The organism is Clostridium sp., from assembly GCF_032576335.1.
In the GTDB taxonomy this organism is placed as follows: domain Bacteria; phylum Bacillota; class Clostridia; order Oscillospirales; family Acutalibacteraceae; genus Faecalispora.
Map to the genome: position 1 here is coordinate 229,960 of NZ_JAWFXC010000002.1, position 18,785 is coordinate 248,744.

Consider the following 18,785-nt stretch of genomic DNA (forward strand, 5'->3'; position numbering starts at 1 on the left):
TACATATTATGGAGGTTCACATTGAGTATACTACAAGCAATTATTCAGGGAATCATTCAGGGTGCCACAGAGTTCTTGCCCGTCTCTAGCAGTGGTCACCTTTCTTTGGCACAGCATTTTATGGGAGTAAAGGTAGACAGCCTGTTATTTGATGTTATGCTGCACCTTGGTACCTTATTAGCCGTGTTGATTGTTTACCGTGATTTAATTCTGCGTTTGATTGTGGCATTTATCCGTTTGCTAAAAGATGTGTTTACAGGCAAATTCCAGTGGTCGCGCATGAGCGCTGATCGGCGTTTACTGATGATGCTGATGATTGGTCTGCTACCATTGTTTTTGCTGTTTCTCCCCGTTCCTGGTACCGGTCATAAAATCAAAGACTTTGCAGACCTTTGGGCAACTGATTCCGATATTGTGGTAGAAGGCTGTGCTTTGATTTTTACTTCCGTTCTTTTAACGCTCGGCATTCTTGCAACAAAAAGAAAGCAAGGGCGTGGGGGAGCCAGAGCAATTTCAGGAAGACGCAATTTTGATGTTCCAGATGCGTTAGCAGTTGGTTTTGCACAATGCGTTGCCGCTGTTTTCCCGGGGTTATCTCGTTCGGGTTCTACGCTTTCGGTTGGTTTAATGAGAGGAATCAGCCGCCAAACCGCTTTGGATTACTCCTTTGTCATTGGTATTCCGGCTATTGTTGCAGCCGCATTGCTAGAACTGAAAGACGCGATGAGCCAACCGATTACGATTGGCATAGCTCCTATTCTAGCCGGTGTAATCACAGCAGCGATTGTAGGCTTTTTAGCCATTAAGCTCCTGCGCTGGATGGTTGCATCCGATAAGCTGGCAGTATTTGTGTGGTATACCTTTATATTAGGTATTATTACCGTTGCTATCGGTGTTTACGAACACCAAACAGGGCAAATGATCACTTTCTTTGTTTCTTAAATGTGATTTTATTAATAGGTAAGAATGAGTACAGCGTTTGCGGCAGAGCATAAAAATCAGGTTGATAATACGAATGAATTGAAAAACAAGGTGAGAGTGCAGTGGCAAAACAAAAAACAGTTCAAAAGCAACCAACTCAAACAAAAAAACAAACAAAGCGACCTTCAACTGCGAATCGGCGTCAAGGCTCTTCCGCCGCCACATCGGCAAAACAGAAGCCCCGAACCGAACGGGAATTGGAGGCTTTGCGTCATCGCAATCAAATGACGGCTGTGGTTATTTTCGCTGTGGCGGTGCTGATGGCGTTTTTAGTCCTTGTAAAGGGCGACCATGTATGGAACTGGGCGCATAATGTTCTTCTTGGCTTGTTCGGTAATTGTGCAATTTTATGGCCCATTTTATTCCTTTACATATCAGTTATTACTGCCATAGAGCGCATAAATGATAACATGAATCTGAGGATTGGAATGATCTCGGGTATTATCATTATGGTATGCGCCACCGTCTATATTTTTGGGCCAGAAACAGGCGTCATTCAACCGGGCGGGTATATGAATCACCTAAAAGAGCTTTATATGCAGGGGGTTGCACAGCGCGGAGCTGGTTTGGTGAGCGGCATGGTTGGCGTTTTATTTGTATCAGTACTTGGCTCGGTGGGTTCGAAAATTGTAATCATACTATTACTTTTTGTTATGATTATGCTGCTCACAGGCACGAGTCTGATTCAATTATTTAAAACCGTTACAAAACCCGTGGACTTAGTTGCAGAAAATCTCGATGCAGTACGCGAGCGCCGCTTACTCGAGAAAGACAGAAAGCGTGACCCCAATATTGATATTGCGCTAGATGCGGATGAGCTACCTGCACACCCGGTTCGCTCGGAGCGAACTCCAGCAGATACGCCTGAAAAGAGCGAAAAGCTCGAACAGTTAGAAAAACTATTTCAGTTTACCGGAGCAGGAGCAAGCGCCACGCAGGAAAAAGCTGAGGAGGCACCGCAGGCAGAAGAACCGGTGGTTACGATTCCTCTTCCAGTTGTGACACCCGCTGCGACGAGTGCTGTAACAGCTTCCGTTGCTTCGCCAGCTGCTGTGCCGGTTACACCGGCTGGGCAGGATGCTTCCGGTTCTGCAGCAGCCGCAGCTGCTTTTCTTCAGAAAACCGCTATGCTGCAAAGTGCAGTGCGTGAAACAGCCGTAAGGGCGGCAGACCCTACTCCTCAGGCGGAGGGCTACCTGTTTCCGCCGCTTTCAATGCTGGAGTATTCCGCTGGTGCGAATCAGGAAGATATTACTGCCGAACTACAAAGCAATGGGAATATGCTGGTTGGTACTCTGAAAAGCTTTGGGGTACAAACTAAGATTGTAGATATTAGCCGCGGCCCTGCGGTTACTCGCTATGAGCTGCAGCCAGCCCCGGGTGTTAAGATTAGCAAGATTACTAACCTCAGTGACGATATTGCGATGAATCTGGCGGCGGCAGGTGTTCGTATTGAAGCGCCAATTCCCGGCAAGGCCGCTGTTGGGATTGAAGTTCCCAATAAAAATGTAAATGTGGTTCGCATGCGCGATTTGGTGGAATCCAATCCATTTGTTTCTGCAAAAAGCAAGCTGACAGTTGCCCTCGGGCGGGATATTGCTGGCGCGGTAGCAGTAACCGATTTAGCTAAAATGCCTCACCTACTTATTGCGGGTTCCACTGGTTCTGGTAAATCGGTCTGCATTAATTCTTTAATTGTGAGCTTGCTTTACAAGTCAACACCCGATGAAGTTCGATTTTTAATGATTGATCCGAAGGTGGTTGAGCTTGGTATTTATAACGGGATTCCACATTTGCTTGTACCGGTGGTAACAGACCCCCGCAAGGCAGCTGGTGCACTGGGGTGGGCCGTTACGGAAATGCTAAAGCGTTATAAAATCTTTGCGGAAAATAACGTAAGAGACTTAGCTTCCTATAATAAGCTCGCCAAAAGCAAGGGGAATCAAGATGATGAAGGCAATCCTATGCCGCATTTGCCGCAGATTGTCATTATTATTGATGAGTTGGCAGACTTAATGATGGCCGCCCCCAACGAGGTGGAAGATTCCATCTGCCGTTTGGCACAGATGGCTCGTGCGGCGGGTATGCACTTGGTTATTGCTACCCAGCGCCCCTCCGTAGATGTTATTACAGGTATTATTAAGGCAAATATTCCAAGCCGAATTGCATTTGCGGTTTCTTCGCAGATTGATTCTCGTACCATTTTAGACATGGGTGGTGCCGAAAAGCTGCTAGGCCGCGGCGACATGCTCTTTTCTCCAGTAGGTTCGCAAAAGCCGATTCGTATTCAGGGTTGTTTTGTAAGCGATAGTGAGATTGAGTCGGTGGTTACTTACGCGAAAAAGGTGCAGGAATCCGGCTATGACCAATCTGTAATCGAAGAGATTGAGCGTAATGCAATCGCAGAAAAGAGCTCTTCTAATGGAGACGCAAAGGATTCCGAGCTTACGGACCCGATGATGAATGAAGCCATTAAATGTGTAATAGAGGCGGGACAAGCGTCCACTTCCTTACTGCAAAGGCGACTTCGTCTTGGTTATGCCCGTGCAGGTCGTTTGATTGATGAAATGGAGCAGTTAGGAGTAATTGGCCCGCATGAGGGCTCAAAACCTCGCCAAGTATTGCTATCACGCCAACAGTACCTTGAAATGACCATGCAGCAAGACAACAGCGAACAGTCTTAAGCACTACCGCAGCTTAAAGGAGACGTTTTCGGTATGGAACAAGAGTACGCCGGGAAAAGCTTTCGCCATAAAAGGGCGGTATTCACTGTGCTGGCAGTATTGCTACTTGTGTTGGGTCTTTTGCCTGCTTTGTTTCCCTCCGGGTATTCCTCTTGGTGGCAGGCAGTCTATTCTTCGTTTGGTCTATCTGATTTTTCATCCATAGCGAAAGATTACCCAATGTCGTTACATGTACTCAACGTTGGAAAAGCGGATTCTATTTTAGTCGAGTGCAAGGGAAAATATCTTTTGGTGGATGGTGGTACACCGGATCAGGCCGAAACAGTGAATCGTTACTTAGCCCGCAGAGGGGTAACCGCTCTCGACTATATTATTAACACCCACCCAGATAGTGACCATGTTGGTGGGCTAAGCGGTGTAATTGAGGAATATAAGGTAGACCACTATTTTATGCCGCAATTGCCAGAAAACCTGCTGCCCTCTGATTCTGTGTATACCAATACAATTCAGTCTTTAAAAAGGAAAGGGCTTTCCCCAGAGTATCTGCGCGGGGGCAATACCCTAACATTGGGCGATGTAAGAATAGAGGTTCTGGCACCCCTGTCTATATTAAATTCAACAAATGAAAATTCAATTGTTCTGATGCTCACATATGGGCAAACTCGATTTTTGCTGATGGGTGATGCAGAAGCCGGGGAAGAGTCTGCAATTTTGGCCACACAAAAAGACTTGCATGCAGATGTGCTAAAGGTAGGTCACCACGGCAGTAAAACCTCTAGCACAGCGGCATTTTTAGCGGCGGTAAAACCAAAATATTCTGCAGTATCTGTTGCAGACAGCCAATATGAGCTCCCAAACCGTGAGGTAATGGATCGCCTCAATCGTTATTCTGCTACCGTAGGGCGTACTGATGTAAGCGGAACGTTGCTTTATTGTAGTGATGGAACAACGATTATCTACCAAACAGAAAGGTGATTATATGAAAAATTTGATTATTGATCGTTTTGAAGGCGTGTACGCTATTTGCGAAGGGGAAGATAAGAAGTTTTTTGCCATTGATTTATCGGAACTGCCAAAGAATGTTCACGAGGGAGATGTACTGGAAATCAGTGACGACGGTGCTTTAACTGTCAGTGAAGAGAAAACGGCGGCGCGCCGAAATTTGATTCGTAAAAAACAAAACTCCCTTTGGGAGCATTGAGGGATAAAACCAAGAGGGAGGATTAAGCATTTTAATCTATCCCTTTTTTTATCCTAAAGATGGAATATTTTAAGATAAACAGCTCAAACTTTTATCATAATAATAAAAAAATAATTTGAAAGAATTGACAAATGCTATCAATGGGTATAATATAATTATAACATCTAGTTTTAAAAACTACATAATGTAGAATGGAGGTGCCTTGAATTGGCAGAACAATCCGAACGAGCTTTGCATATGAATTCATATGCTCCTAGAGAAAAAGAAAAACAAGATAAAAATGAGTGGCGCAAAGGCAGACGAAATGAATTGGGGTTGCCAACGTATAGTGTGGGTGAAGAGATTGCAAATGCGGTTACGCATGGGTTAGGGGCAATTTTAGCTATTGCAGCGTTATTATCTTTGCAGGCGGCAGCGCCATACGAGATTTTCCCGCAGGCGGTTGTAACCATATATGCAGTAACGCTGTTCCTGTTGTATTTTGTTTCAACTATGTACCATGCGTTAGGCGTTTGTAAAGCGAAGCGTGTGTTTCAGGTGCTGGATCATTGCACCATATTTGTTTTAATTGCAGGTTCCTATACCCCAATCACTCTGCTTGCTTTGGCAGGGCAAACAGGTTTTGTTCTTTTTTCAATTGTATGGGCAGCTGCAATTGCAGGAATCCTTTTGAACATTATCGATATGGAGCGCTTCCGTAAAGTGTCGATGGTATGCTATATTGCAATGGGTTGGATTGTTGTATTTGCCTTCGGCCCTCTCATTCAAGCACTGGATTTACAGGATTTGATTTTACTGATTGCAGGTGGCGTTGCCTACACAGTAGGTGCGATTATCTACCAAAAAGGAAAGAAGATTCCTTACCTGCATGCAGTGTGGCATTTATTTGTTTTGGCAGGCAGCATTTTGCAATATGTTATGATATACCATGTGGTAGATAAACTTTGATTTACCGTTTCTCAAATAACCACCGATATTGTGTGGGTGGTTCGAAATAGAATAGAAGCCGCCGATGATGGGTTTATCCCTCTTCGGTGGCTTCTTTCTTTGTTTTACGTTTTGATTCAATTTGAGGTAGAAAGCTTTTTACTCATTAATTCTACATTGCTGCAATAGGTTAATGCACTATCTTTTGAGATGATTCCCCCACGGTACAAGCGCAGTAAATCATTATCCATTGAGAGCATTCCAATTGCAGCATTTGCACTGATCGCATTATCGATTTGGTGTGTTTTTGCTTCTCGAATCATATTGCGGATGGCATTATTAATAAGAAGAATTTCAAATGCAGGTACAAGAGTTCCATCAAGAGAGGGGATAAGCTGCTGCGAAACAATAGCCTGTAAAACCATAGAAAGCTGAACACGAATTTGGTATTGTTGGTTTTCAGGAAATACATCAATAATACGGTCTATGGCGTTCGAAGCCCCCAAGGTATGCAGGGTAGATAAAATAAGCTGCCCGGTCTCCGCTGCCGTTACTGCGGTAGAAATGGTTTCATAATCGCGCATTTCCCCAATTAGAATTACGTTTGGTGCTTGGCGTAGTGCAGCACGTAGAGCTTGTAAGTAACCTTTTGTGTCGTTTTTAATTTCGCGTTGACTTACAATGCTTTTATTATGAGGATGTAGAAACTCAATCGGGTCTTCAATCGTAATGATGTGGCTGTTACGTGTTCGATTAATCTGTTCAATCAGACACGCTAGGGTAGTGGTTTTACCGCTCCCTGCCGGGCCGGTAATGAGAACCAGCCCTCGCTCTTTAGTGGCAAGATCCATTACCGCTTGAGGGATATGGAGTGCATTGGGTTCAGGAAGCTCGAACCCCAATATGCGGAGTACAGCCGCACATGAATTTCGCTGTAAATACGCATTACAGCGAAAACGACCCAGTTTTGGAATCGAAAAAGAAAAGTCATCGTCCCCTTTTTTTAAAAAGGCTGGAAAATCTCTCTGCCCTGCAAGTTCAAAGATGGTAGAGATAATATGCCTAGCTGTGTCCGGCATCAGTTTTTCTTCATTCATCGGCTGAATCATATCGTGTATTTTATAAGAGGCAGGGCAGCCCGAAATAATAAAAATATCTGAGGCACCTTTTGATACAGCTGTTTGGAGCATTTCAAGTATATCCATAAGGAGAGTGCTTCCTTTCCGGTCGGTTAAGTATGAGGGCCTTGCCACACTGTTAGGGGCTGGTCGTTTCCATCCCATTCTTGTGATGCAGCTAGTTTATATTTTATAATTTCGTAACGCTTTTCTCCCTTTGTGGGCAGCAAAGTAACCTGTATTTCTTGAATGGAGCCGACGGGCACTGAAAAGGTAAAATAGCTGTCTGCAGTGCCTTCGGCGATCGCTAGAGTAATGTCATCAATAACAGAACCGTTCAGCTTTTTTGCCAGCTCTTCATCGGTAATAGATGGATTTTCTTTTCGCAGAAGAAGAATTTTCGAATCAATCTCACTGAGTATATATTGCGCTTTTGCGTCAGCGGAATAGTAGCTTTGGATGCTTTGTATGTGTTTGTTGGTTAGATTCCAGTCCGATTTCACAGCAGAAAAAGAAAGTATCGCGAAAGCAGTCAGGCACAAAATAACAAATACCATAAAGAGGGAAGTAAGACCTGCTCCTGAAAAAAACGGAAGCTTCTTTTGTTTCATCCGTTTACCCTCCCGTTATTAGTAGGAGTGGGAAAGTAGCGCTTTGCTGTCAAAGTATAAAGTTCACTATTATCTTTCTGAATGGTTATGCTTAAAGTTGCCATTGTTCCAGTTTCAGTGGGAGAAAACTCAAGACGTTTTTCAGCGATGTAAATTCCTCCTGATAAAACAGGTGTCCAATCTTTATTGTATTGGGTTCGAAATACATTTCCCTGCGCAACAGCACCGCCTTGCACAAAAGTGTGGCTTGCGTCTTCCGGTGTATTTACAGAATATAAAGTTTCCGCGGCCGTTTGCGCGGTGGCCATTGCATATTGTGTATCTATATTCTTATTTGAAATAGTTTTTGTTGCAAGGTGAATTTGCAAAACAGCAATGGAAGAAATCGCTAAAAATAAGATGACAAACAGTATTTCAATAAAATAAGGGTGAATCTTTGTGGTGTTTTTCATTTGTTTCCCCCTCGTTTTTTAAGAGGCTCTCGGGCATACAGAGACGGATATTTGATTACCATTTAATGCAGTTGCAGAGATAGCATACAATCTTCCGTTTTTATTGATAGAGAACTGTTTGACTTCTGTAATTTTTTCACCTTGTTCCGGCACAAATGGTTCTTCATCGCTTGCAAAAAGCTCCATTAAAAATCCTTTGTAAAAATAGAGATAAGTGTTGCCGGTTTTGGATTCTTCCTGTGAATGGATACGAAGTATCTGCTGACCATCCACTGTGTTTACCTCAATATTTTCTGCACGGTCTGCAGTGCGAATTTGGTTTGCAGTGTAAGAGAGTGTAGCACGGATTTGGTGGTTAACAGTTATCGCTTGTAAACTATTCCGGTATGCATCTGCTCCCAGCAGCACTAAAAATAGTGACACTCCGGTGAAAATACAGGCAATAAGTAAAGCAAACGGCGTTTGTGTAGATTGGTGCGTTCTCAAGTTCACGGTTTAACCTCCTCGGAATGCCTGCGCTCTACTAAACGAATCTCTGGTTTTATATTGGCGGCAAAAATCTGATAATCCACATAGTATTTTTGATTATCTATATGAATGCCGTAATTATTTTCCAAGTATTCAAAGCTGGGAGGATATGTGCCCTCAATTGCATAGCAGTTTACAATAGCACGGTCTATTTTTTGAAGAAGCAGCTTGCTCGAGTTCCGGTGGTTTACCTGTTCAATACGGGTAAAGCCAATGATAATTATAAAGAGAAGTGCCGCAAATAAGCCTAACGAGAATAAACGACGCATACGGTAAGAACACCCTCTCTAAGCAATACTGCTCATAATCCCAATAAGCGGGAGCATTACGGAAAGCAGCAAAGTTCCAATAATAACAGAGACCAAGCCAACTAATAACGGCTCAATAAAGGCAATTTTTCTGCTGATAAGCTCCATTACCTCATCATTAGTTTTATCCGCAATTTTGTTGAGCACTTTTTCAAGATTCCCTGTGCTCTCGCCAACTCGAAGCATGCTAAAACGCACTCCAGTAAATAGGCCCGTTTGCTGCAATGCTGTGGTTAAAGAGGTTCCTCCCTCAACTGCGAGTGCAGCTTTCTGCGCATTTGCCAGGTTACGTGGATTTTGCAGTATATTTGGCATAAGGTGCAGTGCTTCCGATATATCGTATCCGCTGCTCAGCAAAATGGATAAAGCCGATGCAAATTGAGCTGAATCTGCTAGATTTATAATTTTTGTAAGGAAGGGGAGACGAATCGCGATGGAAAGGGAGTAAGCGCGCCCCTTTGGAGTCCCAGATAGAAATAGGATGAATAAGATAATTAACCCTATAAGCAGCATAGTAACCACTGCAAAATGCCCGGCTGCAATACCAAGGTTTACTGCATGAAAAGAAACGGCCGAATAGTCATCGCCTAGGCCATCCAAAACCTGCAAAAACACAGGAAGAATTTTATTGGTAAGCACGCCTAGAATAACAGCAATCATAAAGATTAGCACAAGCGGGTAAGTGAGCGCACCCTTTACTTGGTGCAGTAATTGATCCTCACGTTCGTAGTAAATGGCCAGGCTGACCATAACTTCATCTAATTTCCCTGTTTTTTTCCCTATTTCAACCATATGTATCATATAAGGCGGGAAATAACCAGATTCATCCACAGATTGGCTGAAAGACCCATTCTGTGCAATTAAATCACACACATGTTGTAGCATCTGTTTTTGCTCCGGATTTTCTGTGTTTTCACAAATTACGGCAATTCCTTCTTCCAAAGGAATTGCCGATTCTAACATCCAAGAAATTTGTGAGCACATGTAAGACAACTCAGCGGCCGTAAATGCGGTTCTTTGTTTTAGTTGCATATAAATCCTCCGTGATGTCTTTTAATAGATACGAACAGTCGTATATCCCTTACCAACTGTATTCGAGGCACCTAAGGTGGGGTCCATTAGCTTCCACCCGGTATTGGAAACTTCAATTTTTATGGTAATCCATCCCGTACCTTTTAGATACACCTCGTTCCAGGCATGCGTTACGGCAAGCGTATCCACCGAGCCAACGACTACTTTAGATGGAACCCCCTGTGAACGGAGCATCGCCGCCATGAGGGAAGAGTAATCAAAGCAAATTCCCTTTTGAGTAGTGAGTATGGAATCCACATTTGGTACATAACCGGAGGTTACCTTTGCCGCTTTATCGAAATCATATTTAATATTTTTAATCATATAGTTGTAAATGAGCTTTAATTTCTCAACATCGGTACTGGCACCGGCACTCAATTCAGCCGCTTTTTTAGCAGCCAAAGAGGAGGAACTATAGCTTACATATTGGTTTGGGCATAAAAAAGGGGCAGTTTCGCTGGAAAGTGTGACTGCCAGCGGTATACTGTACAATTCTTTATAATAGTTACCAGAAACATTTTCTAAAACCCGAATCGAATATTGACCATTCCCCATTTGTAAAGAATATGTTTCGGTTATTCCTTTACCATTCAGGTCGTAATTATAGGTTGAGCTGTCTTTTTTTACCTGAACCTTCAGCTTTTTTTCGGCTCCGGTATATTTTATTTGCACATAACCATTTGCAGCTGCGCTTGTATCGATAACAACTCCGTTTTGAGAGTAAGCAGATGAAGCCAACGTTTGCAGCGGTGTTGTTTCATAAGAGAGTTGTTTTATAGCAATAGCTGAGCTTTCAGTAGATTGGTGATTTGTATTTTGAGCAGGCAAAGCATTTGCAAATATCATTACAGCAGATGCTGCCTTTTGTGATGCGAATCCTGCAGAAGAAACACTAGCGCAAGAACTTAATATACAGGTGCTTGCTAGAAGTAAAGAGCAGCAAACTCTTGTTTTCATATAAGAAAAGCTGAATACTTTCATAAATATCCCTCTCAAGATAAAAGCAAATTATTATAATAATGCTAAATGCCTACTACGTCAAAAAACTTCCCTTAATAGTTCGAATTTTAATACTTCACATCGTATTAATAGGGTTTTTCAGGAAGTATTATAGTTATTTTTAGTATATCATGGGTCATAAAAAAATACAAGAAAATAATCGAGTGCAAGCATTTCTAATTATGGGCTTGAATTGTTATAAAATATGAGACAACGAATACAGAAATATCCTGGCAAATCGAGTAAATCAAAGAAAAGGGGCCTAATTTTCATGTTTTTTACTGTGAGCATGCGAAGCAAAAAAAGCTTGATTGCACTTGCAATGGTTATGATTCTGCTCATTACTAGCGTGACCGGAGCAACCGTAGGAGCAATAAACAGCAAGCAAAAATTTGAGGGAATACCGCTAACGATTATCATGTACCATGGTGTAATAAAAGATAGCAAGCACCAGGGAACCTATATGATTTCACCGCAGCTTTTGGAAAGTGACATGAAGTATTTAAAGGATAACGGCTACAACGCAATTGTAATACAAGATCTGATTGATTATGTTGACGAGGGAAAGCCGTTACCGGAAAAACCGGTAATGCTGACGTTTGATGATGGGTACTATAACAATTATTTGTATGCCTATCCCTTGTCCTTAAAATATAATATGAAAATCGTGATCTCTCCGATAGGCTTTTTCTCGGAAAAGTACAGTGAATCTGGTGAAGAAAATGAACTGTACTCGCATATTACATGGAAAGAAATGAAGGAGATGATTGATTCCGGAATGGTAGAAATACAAAACCACAGCTACCACTTGCACGGAACAAAAGATACCGGCCGACTTGGGACGCAAAAAAATAAGCAGGAAAGTGCAGACGCCTATGAAAAACTGTTGGTCAACGACTTAACCGAGATGCAGGAGTTAATGCGAACTAAAACTGGCTGGACCCCAACAGCGTTTACGTATCCCTTTGGCATCATTAGCAAAGAATCCATCCCAGTAATACGTAACATGGGGTTCCGTGCTTCATTAAGCTGTGAGGAACGCATTAATGATATTACGCGTGATCCCGAAAGGCTGTACCAATTAGGGAGATTCTTGCGAGGACCCGGAAAATCAAGTGATAAATTCTTTGCAGGGTGTCTAAAATAATTCTTTTTTAATTACCGGTTTGATTATTCCTGCATATCATAAAACAAAAGGAGGAAGCTGTATATGCCCAATATCTATCTTAGCCCATCCCTGCAGCCGTATAATCAATACGTAAATGGCGGAAGCGAGCAATACCATATGAATATTCTCGCAGATGACATGGAGCCTTACCTGAGAGCTAACGGAATCCGTTTTACTCGAAATACGGTGGGAATGACTCTTGGTCAAGCAATTCGAGAATCAAACGAGGGGTATTACGATTTGCATTTGGCTCTACATTCCAATGCTGCACCTCCAGAACTTGCTGGACAACTGCGCGGTACCGATGTTTACTATTATCCATACAGTGCTGCTGGCAAACGAGCGGCAGAAATCATTGCAGAAAATTTTAAAGAGATTTCCCCTACACCGGATAAGGTAAGAATAATGCCCACAACCACGTTAGCCGAAATTACGAAAACAAATGCCCCCTCTGTGCTGATTGAAACGGCATACCACGATAACCCGGAAGATGCGGAATGGTTGGTAAATAACATGCCACTCATCGCAAAGAATCTGGTTAAATCGCTTACAGAGATTTTTGGAATCCCGTTTATCGACAATCCCCAGCCGGCTCGTTCCGCAAAAGTGGTTACACAAGGCGGTAATTTGAATATTCGCAGAAAGCCCAGTCTGGATGCAGCTGTAATTGGTCAGGCGCCAAATGGTGCTGTTATCACAGTGTTGGGCGAGTGGCAAGGTTGGTATGTTGTAAATTATAATGGTACGATTGGCTATGCAAGCAGTCAATTCATACGTTGAGTTATCTCTTTTTAATATGAAGAAAAAGATATGGATCAACAATAAAAAAAACCAAACAATAAAAGCAGGGAGGCACCAATTGGTGTCTCCCTGCTATACTACGTCTTCACTTTCACATTAATAGCAAAATTCTAAATTAGTTCTTTGCATAATATGCCGCTAACGTATCCATTTGCTCTTGTGTAATGCCGAAGTTCGCTAAAAGAGCGGTAAGTTCTGGGTCTTTTTTCATGGTCTCAGCTAGGTACTTAATTGTATTGATGGAAAGCTCATTTGCAGCTTCGTTCGATTCGATCTTTGTAAGGTCAACAACCTTACTTGCCTCCGGCTGGGCAGGAATTGTGTTTTCGCCCATAGTTCCATTAGATTTCTCCGAAGCGCTTACTGTCATAAGTTTTGGTACTGCAAATGTGATTGCGCTTTGTAATTCATCTCCATTGAGTGCAGTGTCTACTGTTAAGCTCATCTTGTGGAAATCCCTAAACCATGCAGGAATATCCGTACCCTTAAATGTATTCTCAATTTCTTTGTCGGGATCATTCAAGGTGATAGTATATTTACCAGTAAGAACTTCATAATCGAGGTAGGGCACGATTTTGGCAGCACTGTAATCTACATTTAATCCGGCTGTTTTGGTACCTTTCTCGGCTATCGCATTTAGCTGTAATCTACCAGTATCTTTCTCTGTCATTGTGTTTGAAAAACGGAGGGCAGACTTCTCATTTACCATAAGCTCAACCGCCTGTTTTTTCTCAGCAATCAAGTAAGTGAGATTTGTAGTATCATCTGTTTCTTTGATTGTGTAAGAATGTGCCAAAAGTGCTCCGTTTTGAGCAATGTAAGAGGTTGCAGAGAAAGCAGGCTTGTTTATGTCTAGATCTTTAATAAAGAACATTTTGTCTATCTCAGAGTCAAACTGCTCTTTCGTAAGTGTTTTCGACTTTGTATCGCCAAATAAGTTGGAGTACAGATTATAGTTATCTGAAATCATCGTAAATAGGTAATCGTCTTCTTTTACCGCTTTGGCAAGTGCGTTTACCAATTCCGCAGTTTGCTGTTCGGTTAAAGACGCAGTTAGCTTTTGCCCTTGCACAGTTTCGCCATCTACCGTAACGCTTGCATCATTTTGTGCGGTTACTTCTGCATTAGCGAGTGCGCCTGCATAAATGTTTGCAAGCTTATTTAGACTTGCTCTCAGTTTTGCAGAGTCATATTTCGTTTTTGCTAATGAATAAGGGGAGACGGTAGAATTACCGGGATCTAAGTACTTATCTAAAAGCTCAGGAAATTGAACGTACATTTTACCATCTTCATAAGACAATGTGTTGATGGAAAGCTTTAATGCCGAAGGATCTTTTAGTACAAAGCTTGACTGCATCCCTTTTTCATTCATTAATATCTTTGAGTCAACCTTCAGGCTGTTAATATAGTTTACCAATTGCTGCATTGTTGCAGAATCTTCTTTTGAAAGACCCGAATTCTTTATAAACTCATCTTCGAATTTGAAATTGAGCTGCATATTGGATTCAATTGTTTTCGGTTTTGTGTACGTTTGCAAAAGAGTGTGTCCCTTATCCAAACTGGTTACAATAAAGTTAGCGCTCTGTTTTGCTGTTGCCAGTTCCATTTTTTGTGCATACTTGGTTTTGCCTTCCAGTAACTGCGAAAAATCACGGTTAAAAAATAGTTTGCCTACGGCAAAAATACCAACTACCAATACAAGTACAGATATAACTGCAATAATAGCTGGATTCAGTTTCTTTTTAGGCTTCTGTGGCTCGATTTCGTTTTCCACAAATGAAGTGGATTGGTCATCGACAGGGGGCTGCTCAAATAAATTTTCTTCGTTTTCCGTAGTACTGCCGCCATTGGTGCTAAACATCCAGGAACACTCCTTCAATATAATATTTTTTATTGGAGGTTATCATTATAATATAAGAGAATTCCCGCTTATTTCTACAAAAGCATTATCTTACACTTTATTTCAAAATTCGACAATAATTATAAGCAATCTTATTTTGCTTTTATTTAAATGTGAGAGGGCTGCTAACACGATAAATTCTTTTCACGGTACGGTAAATAATTGTAATTACACAAGCAGAAAAAATCATCATAACAGCGGTAACGAGAAGCATAGATGGAGAGAGGCGAACCAGAGAGAAGAATTCGTGATACAGCAGCATTGCGGCGACGAATCCTCCAGACATTGTATAAAACAGCACTTTTCTTAAGGTATTGAAAGGCAAACAGATACTTAAAAGGTTTACCAATCCCGTAAATCCAATTAAAATAACGCTTACCGTAGAAATCTCATCTCCGGAAAGACCAAAATAACTACTGACCGGCATTAGAATGATAATCGTTAATGCCATCGCAAGCATTCCGGGGAGAGATTTGGTTAGAATGTTCACGATAAATTTACCGCGAATTCGATCTTTATTTGGTTCCATAGCTAAAATAAACGACGGAATTCCAATTGCAAACAAGTTTATTAACGAGAATTGAATTGGCTGTAAGGGATAATCGTAAGGTGCAAAAATAAAGAATACGGCAATGATTGCAGAGAAAAATGCTTTAACCAAAAACAAACAAGCAGAGCGCTGTAAATTATTGATAGAGCGCCGCCCTTCATGCACTACTTTTGGCAATGAGGCAAAATTTGAATCCAGTAATACTAGTTGTGAAACCGTTCTGGCTGCGTCGCTTCCTGAAGCCATTGCGATACTGCAATCGGCTTCTTTCAGAGCAAGAACGTCGTTAACGCCATCTCCTGTCATCGCTACGGTGTGGTTTTTCTGTTTGAGTATTTTTACAAGCTGCAGCTTTTGCTGGGGAGTAACACGCCCAAAAACAGAGTAGTGCTCTGCGGCTTCTGCAAGAGCTTCCTCCGTTTGCAAAGTGGTTGCATCCACATAGTTATCTGCATTTTGCATGCCAGCTTTTTTCGCAATATTAGAAACGGTAATTGGGTTATCGCCAGAAATTACTTTCAGGTCAACACCCTGTTCTGCAAAATAGAGAAGGGTTTGTGGGGCTTCCGGTCTTATTTTATCGCTAAACAGCAATAGCCCCACCGGCTGTAATTCTCTTGGCAGCCCTTTCTCCTGAAAATGCCCCGCGGCTTTCACAAGAAGAAGTACACGCTGTCCGCTTTCCGCGAAAGAATCCGCTTTTTGGCGAATTTCGGAAGACTTGTCCAACAGTAAAATTTCTGGGGCACCTAAAACATAACAGCCTTCCTTTTCAAAAAAGGCTCCGCTCCATTTGTTAGCAGAGGAAAAGGGAATCATCTCTTCGCAATTCCAGTTAGTAGTACAGCAGAAGTTTTTACGTACGGCATCCATCGTAGGGTTTGTATCGGGAAGAGTACTTGCCAGTGCACTGAGAGCCAGTTCCGCCGACTCTTGTGATGTATCACCGAGAAGAATCAGATCATCTAGTTGTAGAGTTCCTTCGGTAATGGTACCGGTTTTATCCAAACACAAAACATCCACTCGCGCCAGAGTTTCAATGCAATAGAGTTCTTGAACCAGTGTTTTGTGAGACGCGAGGCGTATAACACTAACAGCGAGTACTACACTCGTTAAAAGCACCAAGCCTTCGGGAATCATACCAACTAAAGCAGCAACGGTACTTACAATCGAACGGGTAAAAGATGCTTGTAATACGAAATGCTGCTTATAAAATAAGATAAGGCCAATTGGGACAATCGCAATACCAATTACTTTAATGATACGATTAATCCAGGTCATAATTTCTGAGTTGGGCTTTTTCAGGTATTTGGCATCCTGCGAAATTTTTGCCGCATAATTGTCTTTGCCAACATGTTCAACTTGTGCATGGCATGCTCCACTCACAATAAAACTGCCGGAAAGCAAGGAGTCGCCTGTTTTTTTGCAAATTGGGTCTGACTCACCGGTTAAAAGAGACTCGTTTACTTCACACTCACCGTTGCACACAATGCAATCTGTGCAAATTTGATTACCGGCTTCTAAATATAAAATATCATCGAGAACAACATCGTGAATCTCAATGGTTTGCTGTTCGCCATTTCTTATTACTTTTGCTTTTGGCTCAGCAATTAACGCCAAGCGGTCAATCGTCCGTTTGGCTCGTATCTCCTGAAAAATGCCAATCACTAAATTGCTGAGAATAACTCCCATAAAAAGCAAATTTTTATAAGAGCCAACCAGCAAAATCAACGAAGCTAAAATAGCGTTCAATATATTAAACGGTGTTATAATGTTTTGTAAAACAATTTCTTTTACCGACTTCGTTTTTATGTCCGATTCTCCATTACAGAGACCTTGCTGACGCCGTTGGTCAATTTGTTCCTGCGTCAATCCGGTTGTATAGTCGGGATGAAAGCGTTCAAAATAAGATTGTGGCGGTTCAGTCATTGCACTTCATCTACCTTATGTTTTTTAAACAGTATACCCTAAAGAGAAAAAAGGAATGGGTAAATAAGATGAAAATTAAAATTGAGGTCATAATTTTTGTATAGATACCCAAAAAACAATGGCGAGGCATTAACTCATTTAACAATTATGCGTCTTGTTGCAAAATCTATTTGTGGTATAATGAATGACTAGTGAAGGTGAACAGAAAATGCGTTGTAATTTCACGATTCTGTGCAGGGCATAAATCTGCTGCAGAAGGAAAGGAGATTGATACCATTTTTAAGCAAGACGCTTTCGATTTTATTTCTTTAAGATCGGGCAAAGATTTAAACGGTATGTTGGTGCTTTTTTTAACCATCTCTATATTTTTACCATTTTATGTTAGTATGGCAGCCGTTTCTATTATTGCATTTATGACGGTAATCAATTATGAAAGACGAGCAGAGGCTTTTGGAGATTTGTATTCGGTAGGAATTGTTTTATTCTTTCTGTTTACCGGCTTTGTCGGGCAAGTATACAATAACCATATTGGAACTGCTTATTCACTTTTTGCCGCAGCACTTTTAGTATGTGGCTTTTATATTCGCAGTTTTATGACAAAGCAGCTTTTTGACCAAGCGATGGATACGGCCTGTTTGAGCAGTGTGGCTTGTGCGGTAGTGGCAGTTTTCCAAAAAATAACCACGTACGCTACAAACCCTACGTTCCGCCCAATATCCACTTTTACAAATGCCAATTACTATGCAACGATAATTGAATTTGTTGTTTTAATTGCTTTGTATCGTATGATAACCAACGCACAGAATCGCCGTTTTTATTTGATCGTAATTGCAAGCAACCTTTTGGGGCTTTATCTTTCTGCCAGTATGTCCGCTATTTTTTCACTTGGGCTTGCTGTGCTTGTGTTCTTGTTCCTGAAAGGGAAGCGCAAGGTAGCTATGATAATCGGCCTTGGTGGTCTGGTTTTGGTGGCGGTAGGTCTTTTATTGCCGGAATTATTCCCTCGTGTAGAGGTAATTGACCAAACCTTTGATCAGCGTGTAAATATTTGGACGACTTCCATTAAGGGAATTACGCATCATCCCATCTTTGGCCAAGGTGCGGCAGCTTACCGTTTGGCCTGTGAAGAATATTTTGGTTATAAAACATATCACGCTCACAACTTGTATCTGGATACATTATTGAATTTTGGTCTAGTCGGTGCAGTGGTGATGACCGGATATTTGTACAGCCAGGCTAAAATTGTATTGATTCGTTTCCGCAGTAGAATTTGTGGTAATATGAATATTTTATTGGCTGCTTGTTCCTGTGCGATTATGGTGCACGGCTTTACCGATGTCACTATTTTTTGGGGACAGACAGCGATGCTCTTCCTTTTGATTTTCTCTTCTACGGGAATCAATGCTGTAAGTGCGAACGGAATACTTCGCGTTCGCCAGCGTTTGGCAGCAGCAACCGGGTTTATGGAGCACGCCAAGCAAGAAAATGCACCTGTGTATAAAAACAACTAATAATTTCAAGAGAAACCTCTGTAATTTACAGGGGTTTTTCTTTTTT

At 41.8% G+C, this 18,785-nt stretch carries 17 protein-coding genes; 8 read left to right on the plus strand and 9 right to left on the minus strand.

Annotated features, from left to right (window positions below; translation table 11 throughout):
• The first annotated feature begins 21 nt into the window (after positions 1-21).
• From E7L17_RS03175 to trhA, 5 genes are all read left to right on the plus strand, one after another.
• Positions 22-942 carry an undecaprenyl-diphosphate phosphatase gene (locus tag E7L17_RS03175; protein ID WP_316321816.1) on the plus strand — a complete coding sequence of 307 codons (921 nt, stop codon included), beginning with the start codon at positions 22-24 and terminating at the stop codon, positions 940-942.
• Positions 943-1,043: 101 nt separating this feature from the next.
• Positions 1,044-3,665 carry a DNA translocase FtsK gene (locus E7L17_RS03180; protein ID WP_316321817.1) on the plus strand — a complete coding sequence of 874 codons (2,622 nt, stop codon included), beginning with the start codon at positions 1,044-1,046 and terminating at the stop codon, positions 3,663-3,665.
• A gap of 33 nt (positions 3,666-3,698) precedes the next feature.
• Entirely contained in the window at positions 3,699-4,640 is a 942-nt protein-coding gene (locus tag E7L17_RS03185) for a ComEC/Rec2 family competence protein (RefSeq protein WP_316321818.1), read from the plus strand.
• Positions 4,641-4,644: 4 nt separating this feature from the next.
• On the plus strand, positions 4,645-4,866 hold the full coding sequence (locus E7L17_RS03190) for a DUF3006 domain-containing protein (RefSeq protein WP_316321819.1): 222 nt from the start codon (positions 4,645-4,647) through the stop codon (positions 4,864-4,866).
• Between the two features lie 207 nt (positions 4,867-5,073).
• On the plus strand, positions 5,074-5,814 hold the full coding sequence (gene trhA / locus E7L17_RS03195; RefSeq protein WP_316321820.1) for a PAQR family membrane homeostasis protein TrhA: 741 nt from the start codon (positions 5,074-5,076) through the stop codon (positions 5,812-5,814).
• A gap of 116 nt (positions 5,815-5,930) precedes the next feature.
• Here trhA and E7L17_RS03200 read toward each other — a convergent pair whose 3' ends face one another.
• From E7L17_RS03200 to E7L17_RS03230, 7 genes are read right to left on the minus strand one after another with little or no spacing between them, the layout of a single operon-like run.
• A complete protein-coding gene (locus tag E7L17_RS03200; RefSeq protein ID WP_316321821.1) occupies positions 5,931-6,998 on the minus strand; it encodes a PilT/PilU family type 4a pilus ATPase in 1,068 nt (355 codons plus the stop codon).
• Between the two features lie 26 nt (positions 6,999-7,024).
• Positions 7,025-7,522, minus strand: a complete 498-nt coding sequence (locus E7L17_RS03205) for a hypothetical protein (protein WP_316321822.1) — start codon at positions 7,520-7,522, stop codon at positions 7,025-7,027.
• Complete coding sequence (locus E7L17_RS03210) at positions 7,519-7,974, minus strand: hypothetical protein (RefSeq protein ID WP_316321823.1); 456 nt, start codon at positions 7,972-7,974, stop codon at positions 7,519-7,521. The genes E7L17_RS03205 and E7L17_RS03210 overlap by 4 nt, the downstream gene beginning before the upstream one ends.
• Before the next feature lie 18 nt (positions 7,975-7,992).
• Positions 7,993-8,466: a DUF4860 domain-containing protein gene (locus E7L17_RS03215; RefSeq protein WP_316321824.1), complete on the minus strand. Its 474-nt coding sequence runs from the start codon at positions 8,464-8,466 to the stop codon at positions 7,993-7,995.
• Positions 8,463-8,771: a hypothetical protein gene (locus tag E7L17_RS03220; RefSeq protein WP_316321825.1), complete on the minus strand. Its 309-nt coding sequence runs from the start codon at positions 8,769-8,771 to the stop codon at positions 8,463-8,465. Before E7L17_RS03220 ends, E7L17_RS03215 begins: the two co-directional genes overlap by 4 nt.
• Positions 8,772-8,789: 18 nt before the next feature.
• Entirely contained in the window at positions 8,790-9,842 is a 1,053-nt protein-coding gene (locus E7L17_RS03225) for a type II secretion system F family protein (RefSeq protein ID WP_316321826.1), read from the minus strand.
• A 21-nt stretch (positions 9,843-9,863) separates the two neighbouring features.
• Positions 9,864-10,862, minus strand: coding sequence for a transglutaminase-like domain-containing protein (locus E7L17_RS03230; protein WP_316321827.1), 999 nt, complete (start codon positions 10,860-10,862; stop codon positions 9,864-9,866).
• A gap of 289 nt (positions 10,863-11,151) precedes the next feature.
• On the opposite strand from E7L17_RS03230, the gene E7L17_RS03235 reads away from it, so the two are divergent.
• Entirely contained in the window at positions 11,152-12,027 is an 876-nt protein-coding gene (locus E7L17_RS03235) for a polysaccharide deacetylase family protein (RefSeq protein ID WP_316321828.1), read from the plus strand.
• Between the two features lie 63 nt (positions 12,028-12,090).
• Entirely contained in the window at positions 12,091-12,828 is a 738-nt protein-coding gene (locus E7L17_RS03240; protein WP_316321829.1) for an SH3 domain-containing protein, read from the plus strand.
• A 136-nt stretch (positions 12,829-12,964) separates the two neighbouring features.
• Here the strand turns inward: E7L17_RS03240 and E7L17_RS03245 are convergent, their stop codons facing one another.
• Together E7L17_RS03245 and E7L17_RS03250 are read right to left on the minus strand one after the other, a co-directional pair.
• Positions 12,965-14,710, minus strand: coding sequence for a hypothetical protein (locus E7L17_RS03245; protein ID WP_316321830.1), 1,746 nt, complete (start codon positions 14,708-14,710; stop codon positions 12,965-12,967).
• 142 nt (positions 14,711-14,852) lie between these two features.
• On the minus strand, positions 14,853-17,228 hold the full coding sequence (locus tag E7L17_RS03250; RefSeq protein ID WP_316321831.1) for a cation-translocating P-type ATPase: 2,376 nt from the start codon (positions 17,226-17,228) through the stop codon (positions 14,853-14,855).
• A gap of 197 nt (positions 17,229-17,425) precedes the next feature.
• Between E7L17_RS03250 and E7L17_RS03255 the strand changes: the two genes are divergently transcribed.
• The gene (locus tag E7L17_RS03255) at positions 17,426-18,739 is read left to right on the plus strand and encodes an O-antigen ligase family protein (protein ID WP_316321832.1); all 1,314 of its coding nucleotides are present in this window, start codon (positions 17,426-17,428) and stop codon (positions 18,737-18,739) included.
• The last annotated feature ends 46 nt before the right edge of the window (positions 18,740-18,785 follow it).

Bases quoted from the DNA above. Each gene is read 5' to 3' on its own strand.
- E7L17_RS03185 (WP_316321818.1), top strand. From the start codon at position 3,699: ATGGAACAAGAGTACGCCGGGAAAAGCTTTCGCCATAAAAGGGCGGTA.
- E7L17_RS03190 (WP_316321819.1), top strand. From the start codon at position 4,645: ATGAAAAATTTGATTATTGATCGTTTTGAAGGCGTGTACGCTATTTGC.
- E7L17_RS03200 (WP_316321821.1), bottom strand. From the start codon at position 6,998: ATGGATATACTTGAAATGCTCCAAACAGCTGTATCAAAAGGTGCCTCA.
- E7L17_RS03205 (WP_316321822.1), bottom strand. From the start codon at position 7,522: ATGAAACAAAAGAAGCTTCCGTTTTTTTCAGGAGCAGGTCTTACTTCC.
- E7L17_RS03210 (WP_316321823.1), bottom strand. From the start codon at position 7,974: ATGAAAAACACCACAAAGATTCACCCTTATTTTATTGAAATACTGTTT.
- E7L17_RS03220 (WP_316321825.1), bottom strand. From the start codon at position 8,771: ATGCGTCGTTTATTCTCGTTAGGCTTATTTGCGGCACTTCTCTTTATA.
- E7L17_RS03225 (WP_316321826.1), bottom strand. From the start codon at position 9,842: ATGCAACTAAAACAAAGAACCGCATTTACGGCCGCTGAGTTGTCTTAC.
- E7L17_RS03230 (WP_316321827.1), bottom strand. From the start codon at position 10,862: ATGAAAGTATTCAGCTTTTCTTATATGAAAACAAGAGTTTGCTGCTCT.
- E7L17_RS03235 (WP_316321828.1), top strand. From the start codon at position 11,152: ATGTTTTTTACTGTGAGCATGCGAAGCAAAAAAAGCTTGATTGCACTT.
- E7L17_RS03240 (WP_316321829.1), top strand. From the start codon at position 12,091: ATGCCCAATATCTATCTTAGCCCATCCCTGCAGCCGTATAATCAATAC.
- E7L17_RS03245 (WP_316321830.1), bottom strand. From the start codon at position 14,710: ATGTTTAGCACCAATGGCGGCAGTACTACGGAAAACGAAGAAAATTTA.
- E7L17_RS03250 (WP_316321831.1), bottom strand. From the start codon at position 17,228: ATGACTGAACCGCCACAATCTTATTTTGAACGCTTTCATCCCGACTAT.